We start from the raw sequence: 21,038 nt of genomic DNA on the forward strand, positions 1-21,038 counted from the left end.
AAAGGAAATACCATGGCAGAAAGAAGAAAGTATAAAAAAAGATACTGTAAGTACTGTGAAGCAAAAGTTGACTTCATGGATTATAAAGATGTAGGAGCGCTTCGCTTCTCTCTTTCAGAAAGATATAAAATCATGCCTCGCCGTTTAACAGGTAACTGCAAGCGTCACCAAGACATGATTGCAACTGTTATTAAAAGAGCTCGTGCTGCGGCATTGGTTCCATATACTGTAACAAGAAAAGCAGTTGTAACTGCACCATTTGAAAATTTAAAATAATTTTCAAAACATGCACCAAAATCCTAAAACAGGATTTTGGTTTTAAACTCAATTTTCAATAAAAATAAATTCTTATTTAACTCTTCTACTCTTCTATACTAACTGCTTTAAAACCTAAGCGAACCTTGTCTTGCTTTAATTTTTTATAAAGTTTAAATTTTGCTTTTTCAAGTTCTTCATCATTATAGTTAAATAGAGATTTAATCTCATTATTATCCAAATCAGCACTATCCATAGCAAAAAGTCTTAACTCTTTTTTTGTAAGCTTGGACTTAAGTACTCCATATAAAAGTTTATCATCTTCAATCATATTAATTGCATCTAATTTACAAAATTTCACAAGCATTTCTCTAAAACTATTTTCACTGTTGTACTGTCTCCAGACACTATTTTCTAACATTATAATTTCTCCAATATTTTTCTTAAATCTTTAGTCTCAACTACTATATTTGCTTCTTTGCGTAAAATCTCTCTTGCACAAAAAGCGACTCTTGTTCCTGCATGAGCAAACATTGAGAGGTCATTTGCTCCGTCTCCGCACACCAATGTTTCCTTCTCAGTGACTCCCAAAAGCCCCTGCAAGCGTATTAACATGTCGCCTTTGGAGTAGTTAAACATCATATCTCCGCCGACAAGACCTGTAAGTTTTTGATTTTTATGATGCAGTACATTTGAAAAATCTGCATCGTACCCTAAAATATTTTTTGCATATCCAGTAGCATTTCTAAATCCGCCGCTAAAGCAGACCACTTTCATTCCTCTGCTCTTTAGCTCAGCTATTGTCTCGCGAGCTCCATTCATATATGGCAAATTTTGACTTATTTTTTCAACCACACTATAATCTAAACCTTTTAGCAAACCCGCTCTTTGTTGCAGTGATTCAAAAAAGTCAATCTCTCCGCTCATCGCAGCTTCTGTTATTTTACCAACCTCTTCACCAAGTCCCAACTCTTCAGCAAAAAAATCTATCGTCTCGCCATCCATCAGCGTAGAATCAAAATCAAAAACAGCCAGTTTTAGCATATATTTTTCTCTCTTTAGTTATAATTACGCAATTATACCATTTAGGATGCTTTTTGTTTAATGAACTTATAAATAAACTAAAAAACGATACATATATCACTCTTGAGACGACGCCGGGGCACTCTCCTGTATTTTCTCCTATTATCGATACGATAGCTGAATTAGGGCTTGATAAATTAGTAGATGGTTTTACAACAACAGACAACCCTCTTGCTAAATTAAAATATAACTCTCTCTTTGCTGCAAAAATGCTTCAAGAAAGATTTCATAAGCCAGTAATTGCAACAATGAGCATGCGTGATAGAAACAAAATTGCTCTTCAATCAGACTTGCTGGGAGCAAACGAAATTGACATAAGAGCTATCTTAGCACTTACCGGAGATCCTGCATCTATCTCTGATCAGCCTCATACTAAGGCCGTTTTTGAAGCAGACAGTACGCTTTTGCTTGACATCGTTTCTTGTTTTAACAGCGGCATTGATTACGCAGGCAAACCTCTAACACATAAACCAAAAGAGATTTACCCTTTTGCAGTTGTAAACTCTTATGCAAAAAATCCTAAAACACTACAAAAAAAGATGCAAAAAAAGATAAAACACGGTGCGCTTGGAATCATTACACAGCCGGTTTATGACCTACAAAACGCAAAACTTCTGCTTGAGCTTAAAGAAGCTGCCAACAAAGAGTGTTGTAATGAAAGAAAAGATGCTGAGCTTATTTTAGGAATTTTTCCGATTACAAAACTTAGAACAGCACAATTTTTATCTGCCCATGTTCCAGGAATAAATGTACCAGATGAGTGGATAGAAGCTCTTAAAATTGCAAATGAGCAAGGACCAGAAGAAGAGTATAGAGTTGGATTTGAACTTAGTAAAAATCTCTTTTTAGAGATAAAAGCATTTCATCCCAAGATTCACCTTATGACGGCAAATCAGTTTCAAATAGCAAGAGATATACTATTATAAATTAAGGATAAAGATGATTGATTTAAAACTACTCCAAAAAGATTTTCAAGGCGTCAGCGATAAACTCGTAAGAAAAGGCGTTGATATTAAACTTTTAAATTCTCTAAAAAGAAAAAATGAAGAGCTAAAAGCTGCGAAAGTTGATTATGAAACGCTCCAAGCTGCTCAAAATGCGATGAGCAAAGAGTTTGGCGTCTATAAAAAAGAGGGAAAAGATGTAAGTGAATTAAAAAAGAGAGTAGATGCAAATAAAGTTAAAATTGCAGAAGCGCTTGAAGTTCAAAGAACAAAACAAGAAGAGCTTGAAACTTTAGCTATGTCTATCCCAAATATTCCAGATGATGACACACCTGATGGTGAGGATGAAAATGACAATGTTGAGATTAAAAAAGTTTTAGCTCCAAGACAATTTATATTTACTCCAAAAGAGCACTGGGAACTAGCCGAAAATAACGGATGGATAGATTTTGAGCGAGGAGTGAAACTTGCAACAAGCCGCTTTAGCGTCTCTTTTGGCATGGGTGCAAAACTTGAACGAGCACTTATTAACTTTATGCTGAATTTTAATTCAAAAAGAGGTTTTACGGAGGTCAGTGTGCCTTCTATAGTAAATAGAACTGCATTGGAAGGAACAGGACAGCTTCCAAAATTTGAAGACGACCTTTATAAAATAGAAGATCAAGAGTTGTTTTTAATTCCAACGGCAGAAGTTCCGGTTACAAATCTATATCAAGATGAGATTTTGCCGGCTGATGCACTGCCTATAAAAATGACTGCTTACACATCATGTTTTAGAAAAGAGGCAGGTGCGGCAGGTCGTGATACAAGAGGTATGATAAGACAGCATCAATTTCACAAAGTTGAACTTGTCTCTATAACAAAGCCTGAAGATAGCGATAAAATATTTGATGAAATGGTTCAAACTGCTTCAGATATACTTACCGAACTTGAACTTCCGCATCGTCTTGTCACACTTTGTGCCGGAGACTTAGGATTTGGTGCAGCTAAAACCGTAGACTTGGAAGTTTGGCTTCCGGGTCAAAATAGTTACAGAGAAATAAGCTCAGTCTCAAATACCAGAGAATTTCAAGCTAGACGCGCAAAAATAAGATATAAAGATGGAGATAAAAACTCTTTTGTACACACTCTAAATGGTTCTGCATTGGCAGTGGGAAGAACTATGGTAGCTATTATGGAAAACTTTCAAAATGAAGATGGAAGCATCACTATTCCAAAAGCGCTTGAACCATATATAAATTAATATTATAAAATTCGGAAGTAGCTTATATTTCCGAATTTGTATTTTCTATTTTACTCTCAGTTGTAAAATATCCAATAAGAGATTCTGAAGCTGCAAGCTCATTGCCAACACTAATATTTAATCTAAAGTTAGAAGGCACATAGAGTGCTGTAACGCCGTTTAACATAAATCCGTATCTAGAGCCTTGAAGTATATTTTGAGCTTTTATAATATCTATGTCAATTGCCTTGAAACTTTGTTTTAGTATATGGGTAACTTTTATTTTATTGGATGATTTTTTATCAACAAAAATCAATTCTACATTTTCGTTAATATCTTTTGAGAGAGGATAAATAGAAGATAATCTTGCACCTCTGTAGATCGATATATCTTTTAATAATGATGTAAAAGGGGCTCTAAGAAGAGATACATTTAAATAATTACTCTCTACTTCTATTTTGTATGCGTAACTCTCTTTGCTATCCAACTCTTCTATTGAAACTACTTTTCCATCAACGGGACTAACAACACTGTTTTCCTGATAAAGCATATTTTGTCTCTCTGGATTTCTAAAAACAAAAAGAAAAAAAAGTGTCGTCAAAAAAGCAATAAACTGCAAAAAATCTAAATCAAGCAAAGTAAAAAGAAGAAGCGCTGCAACAGAAAATATTAAATAATTCCACCCCTCTTTTGCAACAGGTAAAAGATTATTCTTCATCTAATCCCTCTTTGTCATCTCTTTCTTTTTTTGAACTCTGTTCATCTTCAACCATTTTTGCATCAGCTTTTAACTCTTCTTCAATATCATCAACAACAAGATTTACTTTAGATTCTAATCCACTCTTTTTTTCAAAGTTTATAATAATTTCTCTAACTTCAGCACCTGTAACGCTCTCTTTTTTATAAAGAAGTTTCACCATATCTTCAATTGCACTTCTATACTCTTGAAGTCTTTGAACAACATGTTGATATCTCTCTTGAAGCGAACTTTTTATAAACTCATCCATGTCCTGCGCCATTTTTTCACTATATTCTCTACTCGCCTGCATACCTCCGCCACTCAAAAAAGATTGTCTACTTTTTTCAAGGACCATTAAACCTGCCACATCACTCATACCGTAAGTTTGAACCATTGATTTAATAATATCTGTCGCTCTTTCTAGATCATTCCCGGCACCCGTAGAAATTTCACCTATAAAAACCTCTTCCGCCGCACGCCCACCTAAAAGTACATCAACTTCTGCCCAAAGCTCATGCTTTTGCATCATAAATTTATTCTCTTCTGGCGTATTGAGCGTATATCCAAGTGCTGCTAAACCGCGAGGTACTATTGAGACTTTTGAAACTTTTTTAGCTCCCGGCGTTGTTTCAGCCATTAAGGCATGTCCGCTTTCATGATATGCAACAATTTTTTTCTCTTTTGGATTTATACGGCGAGATTTTTTAGAAAGTCCTGCTAAAGCTCGTTCCACTGATTCATAAAGATCTTTTTGTGTTACACTTTTTTGACTCTTTCTACCTGCAAGAAGTGCTGCCTCATTAACAATATTTGCCAAATCAGCTCCAGCTAAACCGGCTGTTAAGCGAGCAACTTCTTCGAGATCAACATCCTCATCCATCTTAACGCCTTTAACATGCACTTTCAAAATCTTTATACGACCTTCAAAATCAGGTTTATCCACCAATACCTGTCTATCAAATCGTCCCGGACGCAATAGTGCTTGATCAAGTATTTCAGGTCTATTTGTAGCTGCTAAAATAATAACGGGAGTATCTGTTCCAAATCCGTCCATCTCTGCTAAAAGCTGATTAAGAGTTTGCTCTCTCTCATCATTACCGCCCATATTAGCACCTGCCGCACGGCTTTTACCGATAGCATCGATCTCATCTATAAAAATAATGCTCGGTGCATCTTTTTTAGCCTGTTCAAAAAGGTCACGAACACGAGCCGCTCCGACACCGACAAACATCTCAATAAAACTAGAACCGCTCACCGAAAAAAATGGCACATCAGCTTCGCCTGCAACCGCTTTTGCCAAAAGAGTCTTACCAGTACCAGGGCTTCCTACAAGCAAAACGCCTTTTGGAATTTTTGCCCCGATTTCTACATAACGACCCGGATATTTCAAGAAATCAACAATCTCTTGAACCTCCTCTTTTGCCTCTTCTACCCCTGCTACATCGTCAAATTTAGTTTTAGGTTTTTCAGAGTTGATCATCTTTTTAGAGCCGCCCATCCCCAAAATACCGCTGCCCATACTTTTTTGCATTCGTCCGGCAAAAAACATCCATATTGCAATTATAATTAGAAATGGAAAAAGCCATCCAAACATCTCTGTAAACCAGTTTGTTTCGCTAAAGCCAACATACTCTATATTTTGTTTGTCCAATGATTCTGTTAACTTAGAGTCACCCGGCACAATTCTTGTCGTATATAGAGTTGCATTATCTGTGCCATATGCTTTAATGTAACTTTGCCCTATTTCAACTTTTCTTAGACTTTTAGACTCTATTAAAGATTTAAGTTCTGAGTAACTTATCTGCTTTGTTTTTTTACTGCCTGCTAGTGTTCCATCTGAGACACTATTTTCTCCAATTATGGCTTTAAAAAGCATGATAATTACTACTGAAAATATCGCAAAAGTTATAAGCGGATTTTTATTAAAAAAATTATTATTATTGTTGTCATTTTTATCGTTTTTGTTTTGCATATCTATTTTTTACCTTGCTTTAATATTAATGTAACCCATTCATCTTGAGTTATTTTTTCTTGAATTTCAAAATCTTGATAAAACTTTAAGACTTTTGATTCATATTTATTTAATATTCCTGATAATATAAGCAATCCGCCTGCTTTTAAAACATTTTTTAAATCATTTGCTATAAAAGTCAAAACATCAGCCACTATATTTGCTACAACAATATCATAACTATCTTTTGTCAAACTACAAGAGCCTTCCCATAAGTTTTCAAACTTTACTGAATTAAGTTTAGCATTTACTCTACTGTTTTCTATACACTCCGCATCTGTGTCACAAGCATCAACTATTGCACCAAGTTTAATTGCCGCTATACCGAGTATTCCGCTCCCGCATCCTACATCTAAAACTCTATCACCCTCTTTTACATATTTTGCAATAGCTTTTAGTGATGATGCTGTTGTAGGATGATGCCCTGTGCCAAATGCCAGTGCCGGATCAATAGCTATATTTATCAACTCACTGCTTGGTTCATCCCATGTAGGATGAATATAAAATTTATCAATTTGAATCGGTTGAACACTCTCTTGATACACTTTTATCCAGTCGCTGTTTTTAAGTTTTCTCTGTTTGCATTCAAGTTCAACATCTTTGCCTAAAGCTTTTTGCAAAGCTTCTGCAAACTGCTCAAGTCCCCAAACTATAGTATCAAGCTCTTCTTCGCTTCTAATAATAAAACCATTATCCGTCTCTTCAAAACCAATGGGCAAAGTATCTGTTAAAAAATCCGAAAAAAGCGAATGATAAGAAGATACAGTAACTGTTAATTCAAAATAATACTCCTGCATTAAATTAAAACACCCATAAAAATGCTAGATTTCTTTTTTAAATCTTTTGAAATAAACGGTTTTTCAATATAATCATTAATACCCGTTTTTTTTGCCTTTGCCAATGCACTTTTTATAGCATCAAACACCCTTAAACTATCATCAATAACAAGTAATTTCAAATGAAACCCTTCTCTTTAAATATCTATAAATCAATAAACTATAATAGCTAAATTTTATTTATTTTGCTATTAAGCAAAGCTTAACTAAGCAACTTAAACATTTTTGCTAAATCTAGAGTTCCTTCGTAATATGCTTTGCCTATAATAACACCATCTACCAAATTTGTAGCAATTAAAGCTTCGATATCTTTCTCATCTTTTACGCCACCGCTGGCAATAGTACTAATTCCGCTTGCTTTTGCGATATCTACAGTAAAATCCACATTTACACCACTTAGTGTTCCGTCTTTTGAAACATCAGTACAGATTATGGCTTCTACGCCGGCATTTGCAAATTCACTTGCCAAATCAGTCGCTTTCATAGAGCTTACTTCACCCCATCCTTCAACTGCGACAAATCCGTCAATAGCGTCTATGCCTACAGCAATGGGATATTTCGCCGCCATATCCTTAACAAATTTCGGATTTTTCACGGCAATAGAACCAAGGATTACTCTGTCTATACCGATTTCAAGCATCTTTTTAATTGTCTCTTCATCTCGAATGCCGCCGCCAAGCTCAAGCTTTACATTACAATTTTGTCTAATCTTAATAATCTGCTCTAGATTTTTCGGCTCTCCGGCAAATGCTCCATTTAAATCAACTAAATGTACCCATTTGGCACCCATCTCTTGAAATTTTTTCACAAGTATCCAAGGCTCATCAGAGTATATTTTAGCACTCTCCATAAGACCCTTTGTAAGTCTAACTGCTTTTCCGTCTTTTAAATCAATTGCAGGGTATAGTGTCATGTATATAAATCCTTTTTAATATATTATAACTTTATAAAATTTTCTAATATTTTGAGCCCATTTTTATGACTTTTTTCAGGATGAGGCTGAATTCCCATAACATTCTTATGAGCAACCGCAGAAGCAAACTCATAGCCATAAACAGTTTTACCGATAATGTCTTGCTCATTTTCACATACAGCATGATAAGAGTGAACAAAATATAGATAATGCTGTTCATCTAATCCTTTAAAAAGAGGATGCTCTTTTGTAAAGACTCTATTCCAACCCATATGAGGAATTTTCAATGCTTCACTGAACTTAGATGGGTCAAAAGCAACAACTTTTCCTTTTATAAGACCCAAACCTTCATGACTGCCAAACTCTTCAGAACTCTCAAACAAAAGCTGCATTCCCAAACATATTCCAAGCATATATTTACCGCTTTGCGCAAACTCTTTTATGGCTTCAATCATATTTCGTTCATGCAGATGTTGCATCGCGTCAGGAAAAGCACCAACACCCGGAAGTATCAACTTTTCATACTTTTTAAAATTTTGAGGATTACTCTCAACCACTGTTTTAGCACCTATCTTAGCAAATGCATTCTGAACACTTGCCAAATTCCCCATATTATAATCAACAATTGCTATCATTCATCAATCTTTAATTTTGTAAATTTTATATAAACAGCAAGCCCTATTAAAAGCATTGCAACTCCGCTTATTATATACATAGCATAAACTAATTTTTCCGGGTCCGTTATAGCAAACTTAAACACAAGCATAAGAGCTTCAATGGACAAAGCGATAATAATAGAACCCAAAAATCTAACCATAGTTTTATGTGGTCCTGAAATATTATGATCTCTTTCACGCCCCATTATCTCCTCTTCTATTATTGTTTTTGATAAATCAAAAATAGCCAGAGAGAGCGTTAAAAGAATTGTAGCTTCAAAAACATTTTTAGCATCAAAATGAACAGCTGATATCTCATAAATAAAAAAACTTTGCACGCCATTTATAAAAAGCAGCAAAGCAATAGCTACCAGTGCAAATGCAAAGAGAGCATAAGAGTATTTAAAAAATGTATAAAAAAATGTATCAGAAGTATTTAAACGAGATATTTTTAAAACTTCGTTAAGGGGCATATCCAAACATGCAATATACTTTAAATTGCCATTTTCATCAAAAATTGGCTGCGAAGCTGTTACGCACAATTCGCCTGTTAAAAGTGAAGGATAAGGGTCAGTTACAGTACATCTTCCCTCTCTAACGGCTCTATAGTAGTATGCCCTGTCAGCCAAAATTCTTCCTACATCCTGATCTCTTTGTGAGTGTTCTTGAAATGTCGGACTAATCTGCACCCCTTTGTTATCTAAAAGATAAACACCGTCACAGTTTTCAAGATCTCCTTTGATTTTTAAAAGTCTCGGCAGTATCATCTCTTGACTTATCGAAGGAAGTCTATTAGGAATATTTTTAGAAAAAAGATAACAAAAGTAGGCTCTTGCTTTTGTTCTGCCTCTTGAAAAATCCTGTATATCCGTTGGGACCATTTTTTGCCTTAAATTTTTGTATGATTATACCAAATGCTTTATAACAATTTTATAAGTTACCCTACTTTCATTTGATATAATCTATTTTTAAATTTATAGCTGGAGTTATTGAACAATGGGATTTAAACTATTTTTGCTATTTGAAAAATTTTTAATGATTCTACCGAAAAAAATACGAAAAGGTTTTTTTATTTTTTTGGCAAAAGTTGCATATTACCTCTCTTTTAGATACAGAAATGTTGGATTTGCAAACCTAGATTTTATATTCGGCGATAAACTTACACAAAAAGAGAAAAAAGAAATAATCAAATACAGTTTTAAAAACTTACTCTTAAACTTTTTGCATTTAATGGAAATCAGGCATATGAACAAAGAGAATTTCGCAAAAAAAATAACAGTAAAAAATATAGAAGCTGTAGAGAAAGTGCACGAACAAAAAAGAGCAGCTGTATATATAACTTCCCATTACTGTTCATGGGAGTTAGGCGGGATAGCGGTAGGAATTTTTGCTGAACCAATAGCCGCTGTTTATAAAAAAATGAAAAATCCAAATTATCAGAAGTGGGTACTTGAATCAAGATCAAACTTAGGAAATACATCATTAGAAAAATCTAGTGTAATTAAATCTCTTATAAAACTTGCTAAAAATGGCAAAGCCAGCGGTATTCTAATCGACACGGCTATTAGCTCCAGAGAAGGTGTAGAAGTTGAATTTTTAGGTAAAAAAGTGCATCAAACTGCAACACCATCCTATTTAGCAAGAAAATTCAATGCTGCAATTATTCCAGTTATCATAAAAACAGAAGATGAAGAAAACTATACTCTAACATTTTTTGATGAGATAGAGGTGCCAAAAACAGATAACGAAAAAGAGGATATTCAAAAAGCAACACAGCTTCAAGCTGACTGGCTAACAAAAGTCATAATAGATGACCCAAAATTTTGGTTCTGGATTCATCGTAGATTTAAAAATAGATATCAATATATTTATAAAAAAAAGACTTAAAAACTTTTTTGAGTTTTATGTTATACACTCTTTTGTTCTCGCCTCAAAAAGCTTCATAATAGTTAAGAAAAATGCAGTAATAGCAGGTCCTAAAATCATTCCCCAAAACCCAAAAGTAGTAAGTCCCGCAATAATGGCAAAAAAGATAATAAGCTCATTCATCTTTGCATCATCCTCTTCTAAAAGTCTTAGATTTATCTCTTTAATAATCAAAGGTTTTATAAAAGTATCTGCAACAACTGAAATAACAAGAATAGAATAAAGAGCTATAAATATTGCATTAGAACTATTGCCGACAGAAAATTCATAAAACATAAAAGGAAGCCACATAAGCGCTCCTCCGATTACAGGAATCAATGATGCAAATCCATACATAATTCCAAATAAAAGCCCATTGTACCCCATAAAAGAGATAGCAATCCCAAAAAGTATTCCTTGAAACATCGCATTAACAATTATAGAGTAAAAGACAACACTCATTACAGATGAGAGCTCTTTTGCTAAAAGTGTTGTCTCATCAACTGACATCTGGACAACTCTCTTTAAAAAATCTACTACATAACTCCCATTGTATTGAGCAAAAAAATAAAAAATTATCACTAAAAACGAATTTTTAAGATACCCTGCACTCATTGATCCAATATTTCCCGTTAAAGAGAGAACATAAGAAGCAATCGAATTTACATTAACTTCTTTCATTAAATCATCAGTATAGGGCTTTAAAAATGACAAATATTCAGGCGGATTTAACAAAAATTCCCTAATAAACACTTCTATATTTTTAAAAATTGTAAAATCCATGCTGTTTAATTTTATTGTCAATGTTGCCAAAAAATATCCTAGAGGCACAAAAAAGAGAACTGCCAACAAAAAACTTGAAATCAGTGCTGCAAAAAATTTTGATTTTACTGTTTTTTCAAAAAAATTCTGAATATTTGAGGTAGAAATTGCCAATAGCGCTGCAATAATCATTCCAAGCAAAAATGGAACATACAGAAGATACATCCAGTATAAAGAGGTGGCAAATAGTATGGCTACAAAGTATTGCGGTTTCAAAAGAGAGATCCTTCTTCATATTCAAAATTAACATTTAAAACATCATAAGTGTTTCTTGTTGCTTTTCTGCCCTTTGAAGTTCTCTCCAAATAACCATTTGCAATCAAGTAAGGCTCCAGCACATCCTCTACCGTTCCCTCATCTTCGCTAAGCGAGGCAGCTATCGTACTCAGCCCGATAGCTTTTCCTTTTGCTCCAATAAGAAGGTTTAAAAGCTTAATATCCATCTCATCAAATCCATGAGAGTTTATGCCAAGCTCCTCAAGCGCAAATTTTGTTCTTGAGTGTACAATTTTTTCCTCATTAGCGACATCTGCAAAATCTCTTACACGGCGAAGGAGTCTAAGCGCAATACGCGGTGTTCCACGACTTCTTTTTGCTATTTCAATACATGCCTCATGCACTATCTCTTTATTAAGTTTTACCGAAGCCTGCAAAATAATTTTTGCCAGCTCTTCAGGAGAGTAAAACTGCATTCTAAAATTCATTCCAAATCTATCACGAAGCGGATTAGAAAGCATTCCTGCTCTTGTAGTAGCGCCGATAAGAGTAAAACGCGGCAAATCTATCTTAACTGTTTGCGCAGCCGGTCCGCTTCCGATAATAATATCAATTCGGAAATCCTCCATAGACGAGTAGAGTATCTCTTCAACAGCTGGTGAGAGACGGTGTATCTCATCGATAAAGAGGATATCACCCTCCTCCAAATTTGTAAGAATTGCAGCCAAATCTCCGCTTTTTTCTATCATCGGAGCAGCTGTTACTTTTATATTTGCATTCATCTCGTTGGCGATAATTAGCGCTAATGTTGTTTTTCCCAATCCCGGTGGTCCAAAAAAAAGAACATGATCAAGAGCTTCTCTTCTTTTTTTACTCGCCTCTATAAAAACACCGAGATTTTTTTTAATCTGCTCTTGACCGATATATTCACTCCAGGCACTTGGACGAAGAGTCGTCTCTAAACTCTCTTCATTCTCAAACCTCTCTATCTCAACTAATCTTTCCATACTCTCTCTTAGTAAGTGTGTATTTCTTGAGGAAACTCTCTACTTTTTACCTCATCAGAATAATTTTTCACTGCATTTTTAACTAATAATGCTCCATCCATATATTTTTTTACAAATTTAGGTGTAAATTCTTCAAAAAATCCCAACATATCAGAAAATACGAGAACCTGCCCATCTACATCTTTTCCTGCACCGATGCCAATAACAGGTATTGCTACGCTTTTTGCCACTTCAGCTGCTACTTCAGCTTTTACACCTTCAATAACCATACAAAAAGCACCTGCTCTCTCTACCGCTTTTGCATCTTTAACAAGCTTTGCTTTTTCTTCTTCTGATTTCCCTTTTACTTTATAACCGCCTTCTGAACGAACTGCTTGAGGAAGCAGCCCAATATGTCCACAAACTGCTATTCCGTTAGAACAAAGATGCTTTATAATATGAGCTTTGTCTTCACCACCCTCGATTTTTACAGCATCAGCAGATGTCTCCTGAAAAATTCGTATCGAGTTTTTAAGAGCCTCTTCAGAATTTATATCTGTTCCAAAAGGCATATCACAAATAACAAAACTGTTCTTTGCTCCTTGACAAACTGCATTTGTATGATAAATCATCTGTTCAAGAGTTGCACTCAATGTATCATTTTTACCTGCAAAACTCATATTTAGACTATCACCTACTAAAATCATATCAGAACTTGGTTCCAAAAGTTTCGCAAAAAGAGCATCATAAGCTGTTATCATTACCAAAGGTTGAACACCTTTTGCTTTTTTAATACTGTTTATTGTCATTTTTTTAATCATTTGGCACTCTTTTTTTTCAATAGAAAATTTAATAAAAGAATTTTAACTAAATTAATGTAATAATGAATTAACTTTTATAGCCGACTTATAAATTTTATAAATATAAAAATTTATTTTAACAATAAAGTTAACTTGAAAGGATTTTAGAAAAGTGCTATAATTTAAACTCTATAGAGAAACTTTGTATAAATTTAAAAATATCTTAAATATTAAAAAGATTCTTAATTTAAATAATCTAACTTGGAAAACAATTGAAAAAATTAGTAGCATATATTACAGCTGGTTATCCTGAAAAGTCTTTTAGTGTTGATTTAGCATTTGCCCTTAGTAAGAACGGGGTAGATTTGCTAGAGTTGGGAGTTCCGTTTTCTGACCCTGTTGCAGATGGTCCATTGATAGAAAAAGCAAACTATAAAGCTTTGGAACTTGGTTTTAAATTTGAACATCTTTTAGATATTTCTAAAACAATTGCTCCCAAAGTAGATACATTATGGATGGGATATTTTAACAGTTTTTATCAACATAACCTAAACACATTAATTCCGCTTGCAAAAGAGATAGGAATAAGCGGATTTATCATTCCGGATCTGCCTTATGAAGAGAGTTTGGCATATAAAAATTTATTTGACTCAAATCATATATCAAATATTAGTTTTATCGCTCCAACTGACAGCGAAAGCAGAATTGCAGAGATAGTTAAAGATTCTAAAAAATTTATATATATGGTAGCATATGCAGGAATCACAGGTTCAGGTGCTTCAGAAGATCTTCAATCTGTACTGTCATCTATAAAAAAATATACCCAAACTCCGGTTTATGTGGGTTTTGGAGTTAATAAAAAAACTGCAAAAGATAAAGTAAAAGGTGCTGATGGAGTAATTGTCGGAAGTGCTTTTGTTGAAATACTGCTAGATTATAATTTAAATTATACGCAAAAAATAGCTAAATGCGGCGAACTGGCAAAAATACTAAAGAGTGAAATAAATAGTTAAAACTACTCTCTTAATGTTGCAATAAGCCGCTTTGGATAGATTATTAACTCCAAAGCGTCTAAAATATTTTTACAAACAATATCAGCATTTTTTAAAGTTTTTACCGAACACCCTTCATCACCTATTAAAGCTATAGAGATATTAGCTTCTTGCAACATTAAAGAGTCATTATTTCCATTTCCGATAGCAATAGAATTTTGAGCACCGATAGAGTTTAAAAAATCTTTTTTTTCTACTGTATGGTGAGTGCTCTTTAATACAATAATTTCGATATCAAACCCTTGTAACTCTTTCTGAACGCTTCCAAATGTATCTGCCGTTATCACAAAAACTTTAAAATCTTTTGTCAATTTTTTAAATAATTCGCCGACACCATTAAGCAATTTTCCATCTTTGGCTATGGTTCCATTATAATCACACACAATATTTTTAAGATCAAGAGTTTTATAGTTTGGGATTTCGATGAACATTTTGGTATCCATTGTTTTTTATTTTTTGCTGCTTGTTAAAAGCTAAAATATAAGAAAATATATATAAATTTTAGAAGAGTAAAGAAGTTATTTTAAATACAAAATGGTGCGCCCGACATGATTCGAACATGTGACCGCTGGTACCGCAAACCAGTGCTCTATCCAGCTGAGCTACGAGCGCACACCATCTCTATTAAAGAGAACGAAATTATATCACTCTTACCTTAGATAATAATAAATTCAACTCTTAAATTTCTAATTTTTTTGTGATTTCTTCTATTTTTTGTTCTTGTAAAAATAGTTCATGGTTTTTACGAACATATGCCTGAAGAAGCACTTTTAAATCATTATTTCCCTCAACATTAAAGTCTTTTCTCATCTGCTGTTCTAAAAAATGAGCAAAACCATCTTCTACATCTACATCAAAACGGCGGCCACCTATATTTAAACCAAGTTTTTTACTCATATATTTAAACCATTATTTCTTCTAATTTCTCTACTATTGACTCTATTTCTGAATCTTTCATGGCATTTTGTTCTATCAACTTTTCTATCTCTTGGTTTTTTATTTCACTCTCAGCTTTTAATTTAACCACCTCTAAACGAAGGGTTTCATTCTCCTGTTTAAGCAAATTATACTGTTCCACAACAGCTGATACTTTATCATTTAATTTTGTTAAAGTTGTTTGATTTTGCATAAAACAATCCTACCTCTTTTATATAATCATAATTCTATCATAATTTGATATAGGATATTTAATTATCATATTTTTTGTATGATTTTTTTTATAATATTTATTTTTATATTATTAAAAGCAACTTATATAATATAAATTAAATCTTTGACTTGATATAATGCCCGCGAGAAGCTCTTATAATCTTAAAAATTATTAAAAAATTATTCAAATATGGATAGAGTTTTCTAATGAATATAAAGGAATTATATGAAAAGAATAGTTATAAAAGTCGGTACGGCAGTTTTAACAGAAGATAATAATATCGCCAAAGAGCGAATGCTTAATCTTGTTACATTAATTGTTATGTTAAAGAAAAAATATGATGTTATATTGGTTACTTCTGGTGCGGTTGCTGCAGGATATTCTATACTTAAGCTTGATAAAAGAAAACAAATTGGAAAAAAAGCGCTCGCTGCAACCGGACAGCCAATCTTAATGACTTCTTACAAAAAGAAATTTGATATTTATGATATTACCACAGCTCAAATTTTACTTACTGAGGATGATTTTGACTCAAGAAAAAGAACTAAAATGTTTCAAGAGATTATCGATGCGCATCTAGAAAATGATATTTTGCCTATTGTAAATGAAAACGATATTACTTCTACGCCAGAGCAGCTCTTTGGAGACAATGATCAATTATCGGCAAATGTAGCTTATGCAACGAATGCCGAACTGCTAGTAATACTTAGCGATATTGATGGATACTATGATAAAAATCCTCAAGAATTTAAAGATGCCAAACTTTACAAAACTATAAATGAATTACCGGAAAATGTACTCAATGACACCTCTACTGCAAATAATGAATTTGCAACAGGCGGAATTGTAACAAAACTCAAAGCAGCTGATTTTTTAATAAAGCGAGAAAAAAGAATGTTCTTATGTAACGGCTTTGATTTAAGTGCTGCAAAATCATTTCTTTTAGAGGGTAAACATACTCTAGGAACTCTATTTGAACCAAAACCTAAAACAAAAAAAGAGAAATAAACTCTTCTAATAAAAATTATCGACAACATTTAGCTGTGTTGCCGATACAAACATTACCTATTTTTAATCATAATCTTCTGAAAACTTACTTCTATTTGGAAACTTCTCAATATGATCATAATCATCTTCATCATCATCCCAAGAGTCATCAAACTCATTTTCAAGTACTCTCTCATATCCCATTTTATTGAGCTCATCATCAAGCAGCTCTATATCGATACCATTTTTTTTACTAAAATCTAAGATATAATCAATATCTTCTTTCATCACACCATTTAACTCTAATGCGAATTCTAAATCTTTAAATGTCACATTTGCCCTTTTAACAAATATACTCCACCCCTTTGTTGTGGATCAATGATGCTTTCACATAACTACTACTGGCATTCAAGCCTATTTAACCTACACCTAAATTTTATATAAAATTATACTCTCAAAAAAAAAAAATTTTGCTAAAAATAACTTTAAAATTTTATTTTTTTAAACAATTATTCATCAATAAAATTATAAATTTTTTACTATTATATATGCTATAATTTATATAAAAGATAGGATTTATTTTATGCCGGAAAAAAAAATTATTGGGGCGAAAGAGATCATTTCTATTATTGATTTACAACTTTATGATTTAGATGCAAAAATAGATACTGGTGCAGATTCAAATGCTCTGCATTGTGATGATATATTTGTAGATGAAAATAACATTGTGCATTTTAAACTACTCGATAAAGTTCATGAAGCATATCACGGAAAAAAAATGCAAATACCTCTTTATCAAATGAAAAAGATAAGAAGTTCAAACGGAAAACTTCAGGAGAGACCTTCAATTCGTGTAAAAGTTAATTTTTTTGGAAAAGAGTACACTACTGTTATATCATTAACTAACCGTTCAGATATGAAATATCCTATGTTAATAGGAAGAAAATTTTTAGCTAATAAATTTTTAGTTGATGTTTCAAAAAAATATCTTACAAAATCTAAACAGGAAAAAAAATGAGAGTCTATATATTATCAAGAAACAAAGAGTTATACTCTACTAAAAGATTAGTTGAAGCTGCCGAGGAAAGAGGGTGGGAGGTAAGAGTGATTGACTACCTGAAATGTAGTATTGAAATTATGAAAGATGAACTTAAAATCAACTATTTAGGTAAAGAGCTGCCGACTCCTGACGCTATTATCCCAAGAATTGGAGCAAGCAGAACATTTTATGGTGCTGCAATGGTTAGACACTTTGAAATGATGGATGTTTTTTCCGTTACAGGCTCTTTGGCAATTAAAAGAAGCAGGGACAAACTAAGAAGTCTTCAAATCTTATCTAAAAATGGTGTGGACATGCCAAAAACTGTTTTTGCATCTAATAAATCAAGCGCCAAAGATGTTATAAAACTTAGCGGTGGCGCACCTTTAGTTCTTAAAATACTTGAAGGTACTCAAGGAGTCGGTGTTGTTTTAGTTGACAGTGAAAAAGCTGCTAAATCTGTACTTGATGCATTTTACGGGATGGATGTAAACCTGCTTGTTCAAGAGTATATAGAAGAAGCCGGAGGAGCTGATATAAGAGCCTTAATTGTAGGAGGAGAGGTAGTTGGTGCCATGAAAAGACAAGGAGCAGAAGGTGATTTTAGATCAAATCTGCATCAAGGGGGAAGTGCAACCGCCTATAAACTCTCAAGAAAAGAAAAAGCTATGGCACTAGCTGCTGCAAAAGCCATGGGACTTGGAATTTGCGGAGTTGATATGATACCTTCATCAAGAGGTCCATTGGTAATGGAAGTAAACTCTTCTCCAGGATTAGAAGGAATTGAAAAATCTACAAAAATTGATATAGCCGGAAAAATCATGAGCTATATTGAAAAAAATGTAACTCCTAAAAGTGAAATAAATGCAAAAAAAAGAAAATTAAAAAAAGATAGCATTGGAGCTTAAAAAATGCCCGATACAAGGTTGATTTTAGGTAATCAAGAGATACTTAAAGGTGCTAATTTAACCATAAATCTTGAATTGCCAAAATTATACAATACTCCTACACAGCTTCCTGTTCATGTTATAAGAGGGAGAAAAGAGGGACCTGTTGTATTTATAAGTGCTGCAATACATGGCGATGAGCTAAATGGTATAGAGATAATAAGACGACTGAGAAAATTAGACATTTTAAAAAAAATCAGAGGAACTCTCTTATTGGTTCCTATCGTCAATGTTTATGGAATCATGACACTCTCAAGATATCTACCCGACAGAAGAGATCTAAACCGAAGTTTTCCCGGAAGCATAAAAGGTTCCCTTGCAAGCAGAGTTGCAAAAATTTTTTTTGATGAAATAGTAAAAAAGTGTGATTTGGGAATAGATCTGCATACTGCTTCGATTCATAAATCAAATCTGCCTCAAGTTAGAACAAATATCGAAAATGAGTATACATTCAAACTTGCAAAAGCTTTTGAAGCTCCTGTTGTACTGCACTCTGAATTAAGAGACGGCTCACTTAGAGCTGTGGCTCAAGAAGAAGGTATACCTATACTTCTATATGAGGCAGGCGAAGCTTTACGATTTGATGAAAAATCTATTAGAATTGGAGTGCATGGTATAATAAATGTGCTTAGAGAAAACGGTATGCTTCCCAAAGTAGTAAAAAAAAGAGGTCAAAAAACTCCAATAATCACAAGAAATACTCAATGGATACGCTCAATAGAAAGCGGCATGCTAAGAACAATAAGAGCACTTGGAGATGTGGTGCGCAAAGATGAGATAGTTGCATTCATTGATGAACCCCTGGGAGATAAAAGTTTTGAGTTAAAAGCGCCTTTTGACGGAGTTATAATCGGAAAATCAGAAATCCCTTTAGTGCAGGAGGGAGATGCTATTTTTCATATAGCAAAATTTAGAAATCTTGAAGTTGCAGAAAACAAAATTGAGTACTTTAATGAAAATGTTATTGAATCAAGCGAATTCTTCGAGCTTAATGATGAGGAGATAATAGAATAAAGATGGAACTGTTTTATGATATATTAAAACAACTTATTCGCATACCTAGTGTTGTAGGAGAAGAGCATCCTTTTTTTATGTTTATAAAAAGAGAACTTGAAGAAATTGGTGTAACAGTTGAATACTATGACGGTGTACTTGTAGCAAAAGGGAAAGAGCCTAATAGTGGTTATATCTCCGCTCACGCAGATAGACATGGACTTATTTGCACCGGCCATAATGAGTTTCAGTATGCTGCATTTATTGCAAAAAATAAAGCAGATCTAACCGGTGATTCGAACTCAGAGCAATTGTTGCACAATTTTACGGCAAGATTTGTTGATGAAAAAGTTCAGGCATATGAGCCTTGGTCGGGAAACTATTTAGGGCTTGGCTCTATAAAAGATGCGTATCTTTGTCAAAGAAGAAATAATATTCTTTTTAAAATAGATGGTTTTGATTATCTTTTTCCAGGAACGCCTATAGCCTTTACAGACAAACTTGAAATTAATGGCGATTTAATATCTGCGCAGTTAGATAATGTCATAAGCATTGCTGTTATTATCTATATGTACACTGCTGGCTATCAAGGCACCGCTTTTTTTACTGCTTCTGAAGAGGCAGGCAGAAGCTGGAGATTTTTGATGGAGTGGTTTAAGCGTTTTGATATAAAAACAGATGAGCTGCTTGTGCTTGACACAAGTCCCTACCCTACTTTGGAGGAGATTAAAAATATAGATATAGTTATGAGAAACAGAGATTCAAATGCCGTATTTAGATCACCTCTAAAAAATAAAATCAAGAAAATTGCTATAAAAGAGAAGATAAAATACAATTTTAAAGATAACTATTTAAAAGCTAAAATGGCTAAAAATGGCACAATCAGCTCTCTCGGAACAACAGAACTTGGAAGATTGATTTATGCAACCAAGGGAGAGATTCAAGGAACAACTCTACAAATACCGACAATAGGTTACCATACAGTACATGAAACAACAACAAAAAAATCAGTTGAGAGCATAATTACTATTTTAAAAAAAATATACATAAAATGATATATAAATATTGAGACCTTTAAATATTATGCAAATTATTATTACAATATTTCTAAAATAAACTTCAAATCAATCACAAATAACACTTTTAATAATAAAAATTGATAAATAAAATAAATTTTTAGAAAGTAACTTTTTAGCTCCTTTCAAATCTTGTTTGACAATTTTTTGACATTTTATTGACTTTTGAACATATGTGCGTTATTATTGATGCAATAAATTATAAAAAAGGATTTACTCTCCTTTTTATTCGATTTATTAATTTATAAAACTTTGTTGTCAACTAGAATGTCAAAAAAATCATAACTTGAAGATTTATAGAACTTCTAAGATTATGATCTTATTTAAGCAGCTGGAGACTAAATAAAAAATATCTTAGAAAGTGTTGTATCAAAATTATTAAGCTCTCTAAGTATATTGACTCAAA

26 protein-coding genes and 1 tRNA gene are annotated in these 21,038 nt (G+C 33.2%); 10 read left to right on the forward strand and 17 right to left on the reverse strand.

Annotated elements, in window-relative coordinates:
• The first annotated feature begins 12 nt into the window (after positions 1 to 12).
• Entirely contained in the window at positions 13 to 276 is a 264-nt protein-coding gene (gene rpsR / locus FJR47_RS07700) for a 30S ribosomal protein S18 (protein WP_152299862.1), read from the forward strand.
• An 85-nt stretch (positions 277 to 361) separates the two neighbouring features.
• Here the strand turns inward: rpsR and FJR47_RS07705 are convergent, their stop codons facing one another.
• Together FJR47_RS07705 and serB are read right to left on the reverse strand one after the other, a co-directional pair.
• Positions 362 to 676: a hypothetical protein gene (locus FJR47_RS07705; RefSeq protein WP_152299863.1), complete on the reverse strand. Its 315-nt coding sequence runs from the start codon at positions 674 to 676 to the stop codon at positions 362 to 364.
• Positions 676 to 1,299 (reverse strand): phosphoserine phosphatase SerB, encoded by a 624-nt coding sequence (gene serB, locus FJR47_RS07710; protein WP_152299864.1) that lies wholly within the window; start codon positions 1,297 to 1,299, stop codon positions 676 to 678. The genes FJR47_RS07705 and serB overlap by 1 nt, the downstream gene beginning before the upstream one ends.
• Before the next feature lie 53 nt (positions 1,300 to 1,352).
• Here serB and FJR47_RS07715 point away from each other — a divergent pair, with 53 nt between their 5' ends.
• Both FJR47_RS07715 and serS read left to right on the forward strand, forming a co-directional pair.
• A complete protein-coding gene (locus tag FJR47_RS07715; RefSeq protein ID WP_152299865.1) occupies positions 1,353 to 2,264 on the forward strand; it encodes a methylenetetrahydrofolate reductase in 912 nt (303 codons plus the stop codon).
• A 13-nt stretch (positions 2,265 to 2,277) separates the two neighbouring features.
• Positions 2,278 to 3,525, forward strand: a complete 1,248-nt coding sequence (serS, locus tag FJR47_RS07720; RefSeq protein ID WP_152299866.1) for a serine--tRNA ligase — start codon at positions 2,278 to 2,280, stop codon at positions 3,523 to 3,525.
• Positions 3,526 to 3,547: 22 nt separating this feature from the next.
• Here the strand turns inward: serS and FJR47_RS07725 are convergent, their stop codons facing one another.
• The 7 genes from FJR47_RS07725 to FJR47_RS07750 all read right to left on the reverse strand — a co-directional run bounded on the left by FJR47_RS07725 (position 3,548) and on the right by FJR47_RS07750 (position 9,540).
• The gene (locus FJR47_RS07725) at positions 3,548 to 4,222 is read right to left on the reverse strand and encodes a phosphatidylserine decarboxylase (protein WP_152299867.1); all 675 of its coding nucleotides are present in this window, start codon (positions 4,220 to 4,222) and stop codon (positions 3,548 to 3,550) included.
• Positions 4,212 to 6,221, reverse strand: coding sequence for an ATP-dependent zinc metalloprotease FtsH (gene ftsH, locus FJR47_RS07730; RefSeq protein WP_430738915.1), 2,010 nt, complete (start codon positions 6,219 to 6,221; stop codon positions 4,212 to 4,214). The genes FJR47_RS07725 and ftsH overlap by 11 nt, the downstream gene beginning before the upstream one ends.
• A complete protein-coding gene (locus FJR47_RS07735; protein WP_152299869.1) occupies positions 6,218 to 7,051 on the reverse strand; it encodes a 50S ribosomal protein L11 methyltransferase in 834 nt (277 codons plus the stop codon). The genes ftsH and FJR47_RS07735 overlap by 4 nt, the downstream gene beginning before the upstream one ends.
• The gene (locus tag FJR47_RS09725; protein ID WP_159569675.1) at positions 7,051 to 7,212 is read right to left on the reverse strand and encodes a hypothetical protein; all 162 of its coding nucleotides are present in this window, start codon (positions 7,210 to 7,212) and stop codon (positions 7,051 to 7,053) included. Before FJR47_RS09725 ends, FJR47_RS07735 begins: the two co-directional genes overlap by 1 nt.
• Positions 7,213 to 7,292: 80 nt before the next feature.
• Entirely contained in the window at positions 7,293 to 8,003 is a 711-nt protein-coding gene (hisA, locus tag FJR47_RS07740) for a 1-(5-phosphoribosyl)-5-[(5-phosphoribosylamino)methylideneamino]imidazole-4-carboxamide isomerase (protein ID WP_152299870.1), read from the reverse strand.
• A gap of 23 nt (positions 8,004 to 8,026) precedes the next feature.
• A complete protein-coding gene (hisH, locus tag FJR47_RS07745) occupies positions 8,027 to 8,638 on the reverse strand; it encodes an imidazole glycerol phosphate synthase subunit HisH (protein WP_152299871.1) in 612 nt (203 codons plus the stop codon).
• On the reverse strand, positions 8,635 to 9,540 hold the full coding sequence (locus FJR47_RS07750; protein ID WP_152299872.1) for a PDC sensor domain-containing protein: 906 nt from the start codon (positions 9,538 to 9,540) through the stop codon (positions 8,635 to 8,637). The genes hisH and FJR47_RS07750 overlap by 4 nt, the downstream gene beginning before the upstream one ends.
• 154 nt (positions 9,541 to 9,694) lie before the next feature.
• Between FJR47_RS07750 and FJR47_RS07755 the strand changes: the two genes are divergently transcribed.
• On the forward strand, positions 9,695 to 10,546 hold the full coding sequence (locus FJR47_RS07755) for a lipid A biosynthesis lauroyl acyltransferase (RefSeq protein WP_241855437.1): 852 nt from the start codon (positions 9,695 to 9,697) through the stop codon (positions 10,544 to 10,546).
• 15 nt (positions 10,547 to 10,561) lie between these two features.
• On the opposite strand, the gene FJR47_RS07760 is transcribed toward FJR47_RS07755, so the two are convergent.
• From FJR47_RS07760 to panB, 3 genes are read right to left on the reverse strand one after another with little or no spacing between them, the layout of a single operon-like run.
• Positions 10,562 to 11,602: an AI-2E family transporter gene (locus FJR47_RS07760; RefSeq protein ID WP_152299874.1), complete on the reverse strand. Its 1,041-nt coding sequence runs from the start codon at positions 11,600 to 11,602 to the stop codon at positions 10,562 to 10,564.
• Positions 11,599 to 12,609: a Holliday junction branch migration DNA helicase RuvB gene (gene ruvB, locus FJR47_RS07765; protein ID WP_152299875.1), complete on the reverse strand. Its 1,011-nt coding sequence runs from the start codon at positions 12,607 to 12,609 to the stop codon at positions 11,599 to 11,601. The genes FJR47_RS07760 and ruvB overlap by 4 nt, the downstream gene beginning before the upstream one ends.
• A gap of 8 nt (positions 12,610 to 12,617) precedes the next feature.
• Positions 12,618 to 13,409 (reverse strand): 3-methyl-2-oxobutanoate hydroxymethyltransferase, encoded by a 792-nt coding sequence (gene panB, locus FJR47_RS07770; protein WP_152299876.1) that lies wholly within the window; start codon positions 13,407 to 13,409, stop codon positions 12,618 to 12,620.
• Positions 13,410 to 13,660: 251 nt separating this feature from the next.
• Here panB and trpA point away from each other — a divergent pair, with 251 nt between their 5' ends.
• Positions 13,661 to 14,401, forward strand: a complete 741-nt coding sequence (trpA, locus tag FJR47_RS07775) for a tryptophan synthase subunit alpha (protein ID WP_152299877.1) — start codon at positions 13,661 to 13,663, stop codon at positions 14,399 to 14,401.
• A gap of 2 nt (positions 14,402 to 14,403) precedes the next feature.
• On the opposite strand, the gene FJR47_RS07780 is transcribed toward trpA, so the two are convergent.
• The 4 genes from FJR47_RS07780 to FJR47_RS07795 all read right to left on the reverse strand — a co-directional run bounded on the left by FJR47_RS07780 (position 14,404) and on the right by FJR47_RS07795 (position 15,569).
• A complete protein-coding gene (locus tag FJR47_RS07780; protein ID WP_152299878.1) occupies positions 14,404 to 14,871 on the reverse strand; it encodes an HAD family hydrolase in 468 nt (155 codons plus the stop codon).
• 104 nt (positions 14,872 to 14,975) lie between these two features.
• Positions 14,976 to 15,052, reverse strand: a tRNA-Arg gene (locus FJR47_RS07785).
• Between the two features lie 66 nt (positions 15,053 to 15,118).
• Entirely contained in the window at positions 15,119 to 15,337 is a 219-nt protein-coding gene (locus tag FJR47_RS07790; RefSeq protein ID WP_152299879.1) for a hypothetical protein, read from the reverse strand.
• Positions 15,338 to 15,341: 4 nt separating this feature from the next.
• Positions 15,342 to 15,569, reverse strand: a complete 228-nt coding sequence (locus FJR47_RS07795) for a hypothetical protein (protein ID WP_152299880.1) — start codon at positions 15,567 to 15,569, stop codon at positions 15,342 to 15,344.
• 246 nt (positions 15,570 to 15,815) lie between these two features.
• Here FJR47_RS07795 and proB point away from each other — a divergent pair, with 246 nt between their 5' ends.
• The gene (gene proB / locus FJR47_RS07800) at positions 15,816 to 16,598 is read left to right on the forward strand and encodes a glutamate 5-kinase (RefSeq protein WP_152299881.1); all 783 of its coding nucleotides are present in this window, start codon (positions 15,816 to 15,818) and stop codon (positions 16,596 to 16,598) included.
• Positions 16,599 to 16,661: 63 nt separating this feature from the next.
• Here proB and FJR47_RS07805 read toward each other — a convergent pair whose 3' ends face one another.
• Positions 16,662 to 16,910: a hypothetical protein gene (locus FJR47_RS07805; protein WP_152299882.1), complete on the reverse strand. Its 249-nt coding sequence runs from the start codon at positions 16,908 to 16,910 to the stop codon at positions 16,662 to 16,664.
• Positions 16,911 to 17,160: 250 nt separating this feature from the next.
• On the opposite strand from FJR47_RS07805, the gene FJR47_RS07810 reads away from it, so the two are divergent.
• Genes FJR47_RS07810 through FJR47_RS07825 form a run of 4 tightly spaced genes read left to right on the forward strand, consistent with a single transcriptional unit; the run spans position 17,161 to position 20,611 of the window.
• Entirely contained in the window at positions 17,161 to 17,595 is a 435-nt protein-coding gene (locus FJR47_RS07810) for an ATP-dependent zinc protease family protein (RefSeq protein ID WP_152299883.1), read from the forward strand.
• Complete coding sequence (gene rimK, locus FJR47_RS07815) at positions 17,592 to 18,524, forward strand: 30S ribosomal protein S6--L-glutamate ligase (RefSeq protein WP_152299884.1); 933 nt, start codon at positions 17,592 to 17,594, stop codon at positions 18,522 to 18,524. The genes FJR47_RS07810 and rimK overlap by 4 nt, the downstream gene beginning before the upstream one ends.
• A 3-nt stretch (positions 18,525 to 18,527) precedes the next feature.
• Positions 18,528 to 19,577 (forward strand): succinylglutamate desuccinylase/aspartoacylase family protein, encoded by a 1,050-nt coding sequence (locus FJR47_RS07820; RefSeq protein WP_152299885.1) that lies wholly within the window; start codon positions 18,528 to 18,530, stop codon positions 19,575 to 19,577.
• 2 nt (positions 19,578 to 19,579) lie between these two features.
• On the forward strand, positions 19,580 to 20,611 hold the full coding sequence (locus FJR47_RS07825) for a zinc-binding metallopeptidase family protein (protein ID WP_152299886.1): 1,032 nt from the start codon (positions 19,580 to 19,582) through the stop codon (positions 20,609 to 20,611).
• Positions 20,612 to 21,038: the final 427 nt, after the last annotated feature.

It is taken from the genome of Sulfurimonas xiamenensis (assembly GCF_009258045.1).
GTDB lineage: Bacteria > Campylobacterota > Campylobacteria > Campylobacterales > Sulfurimonadaceae > Sulfurimonas > Sulfurimonas xiamenensis.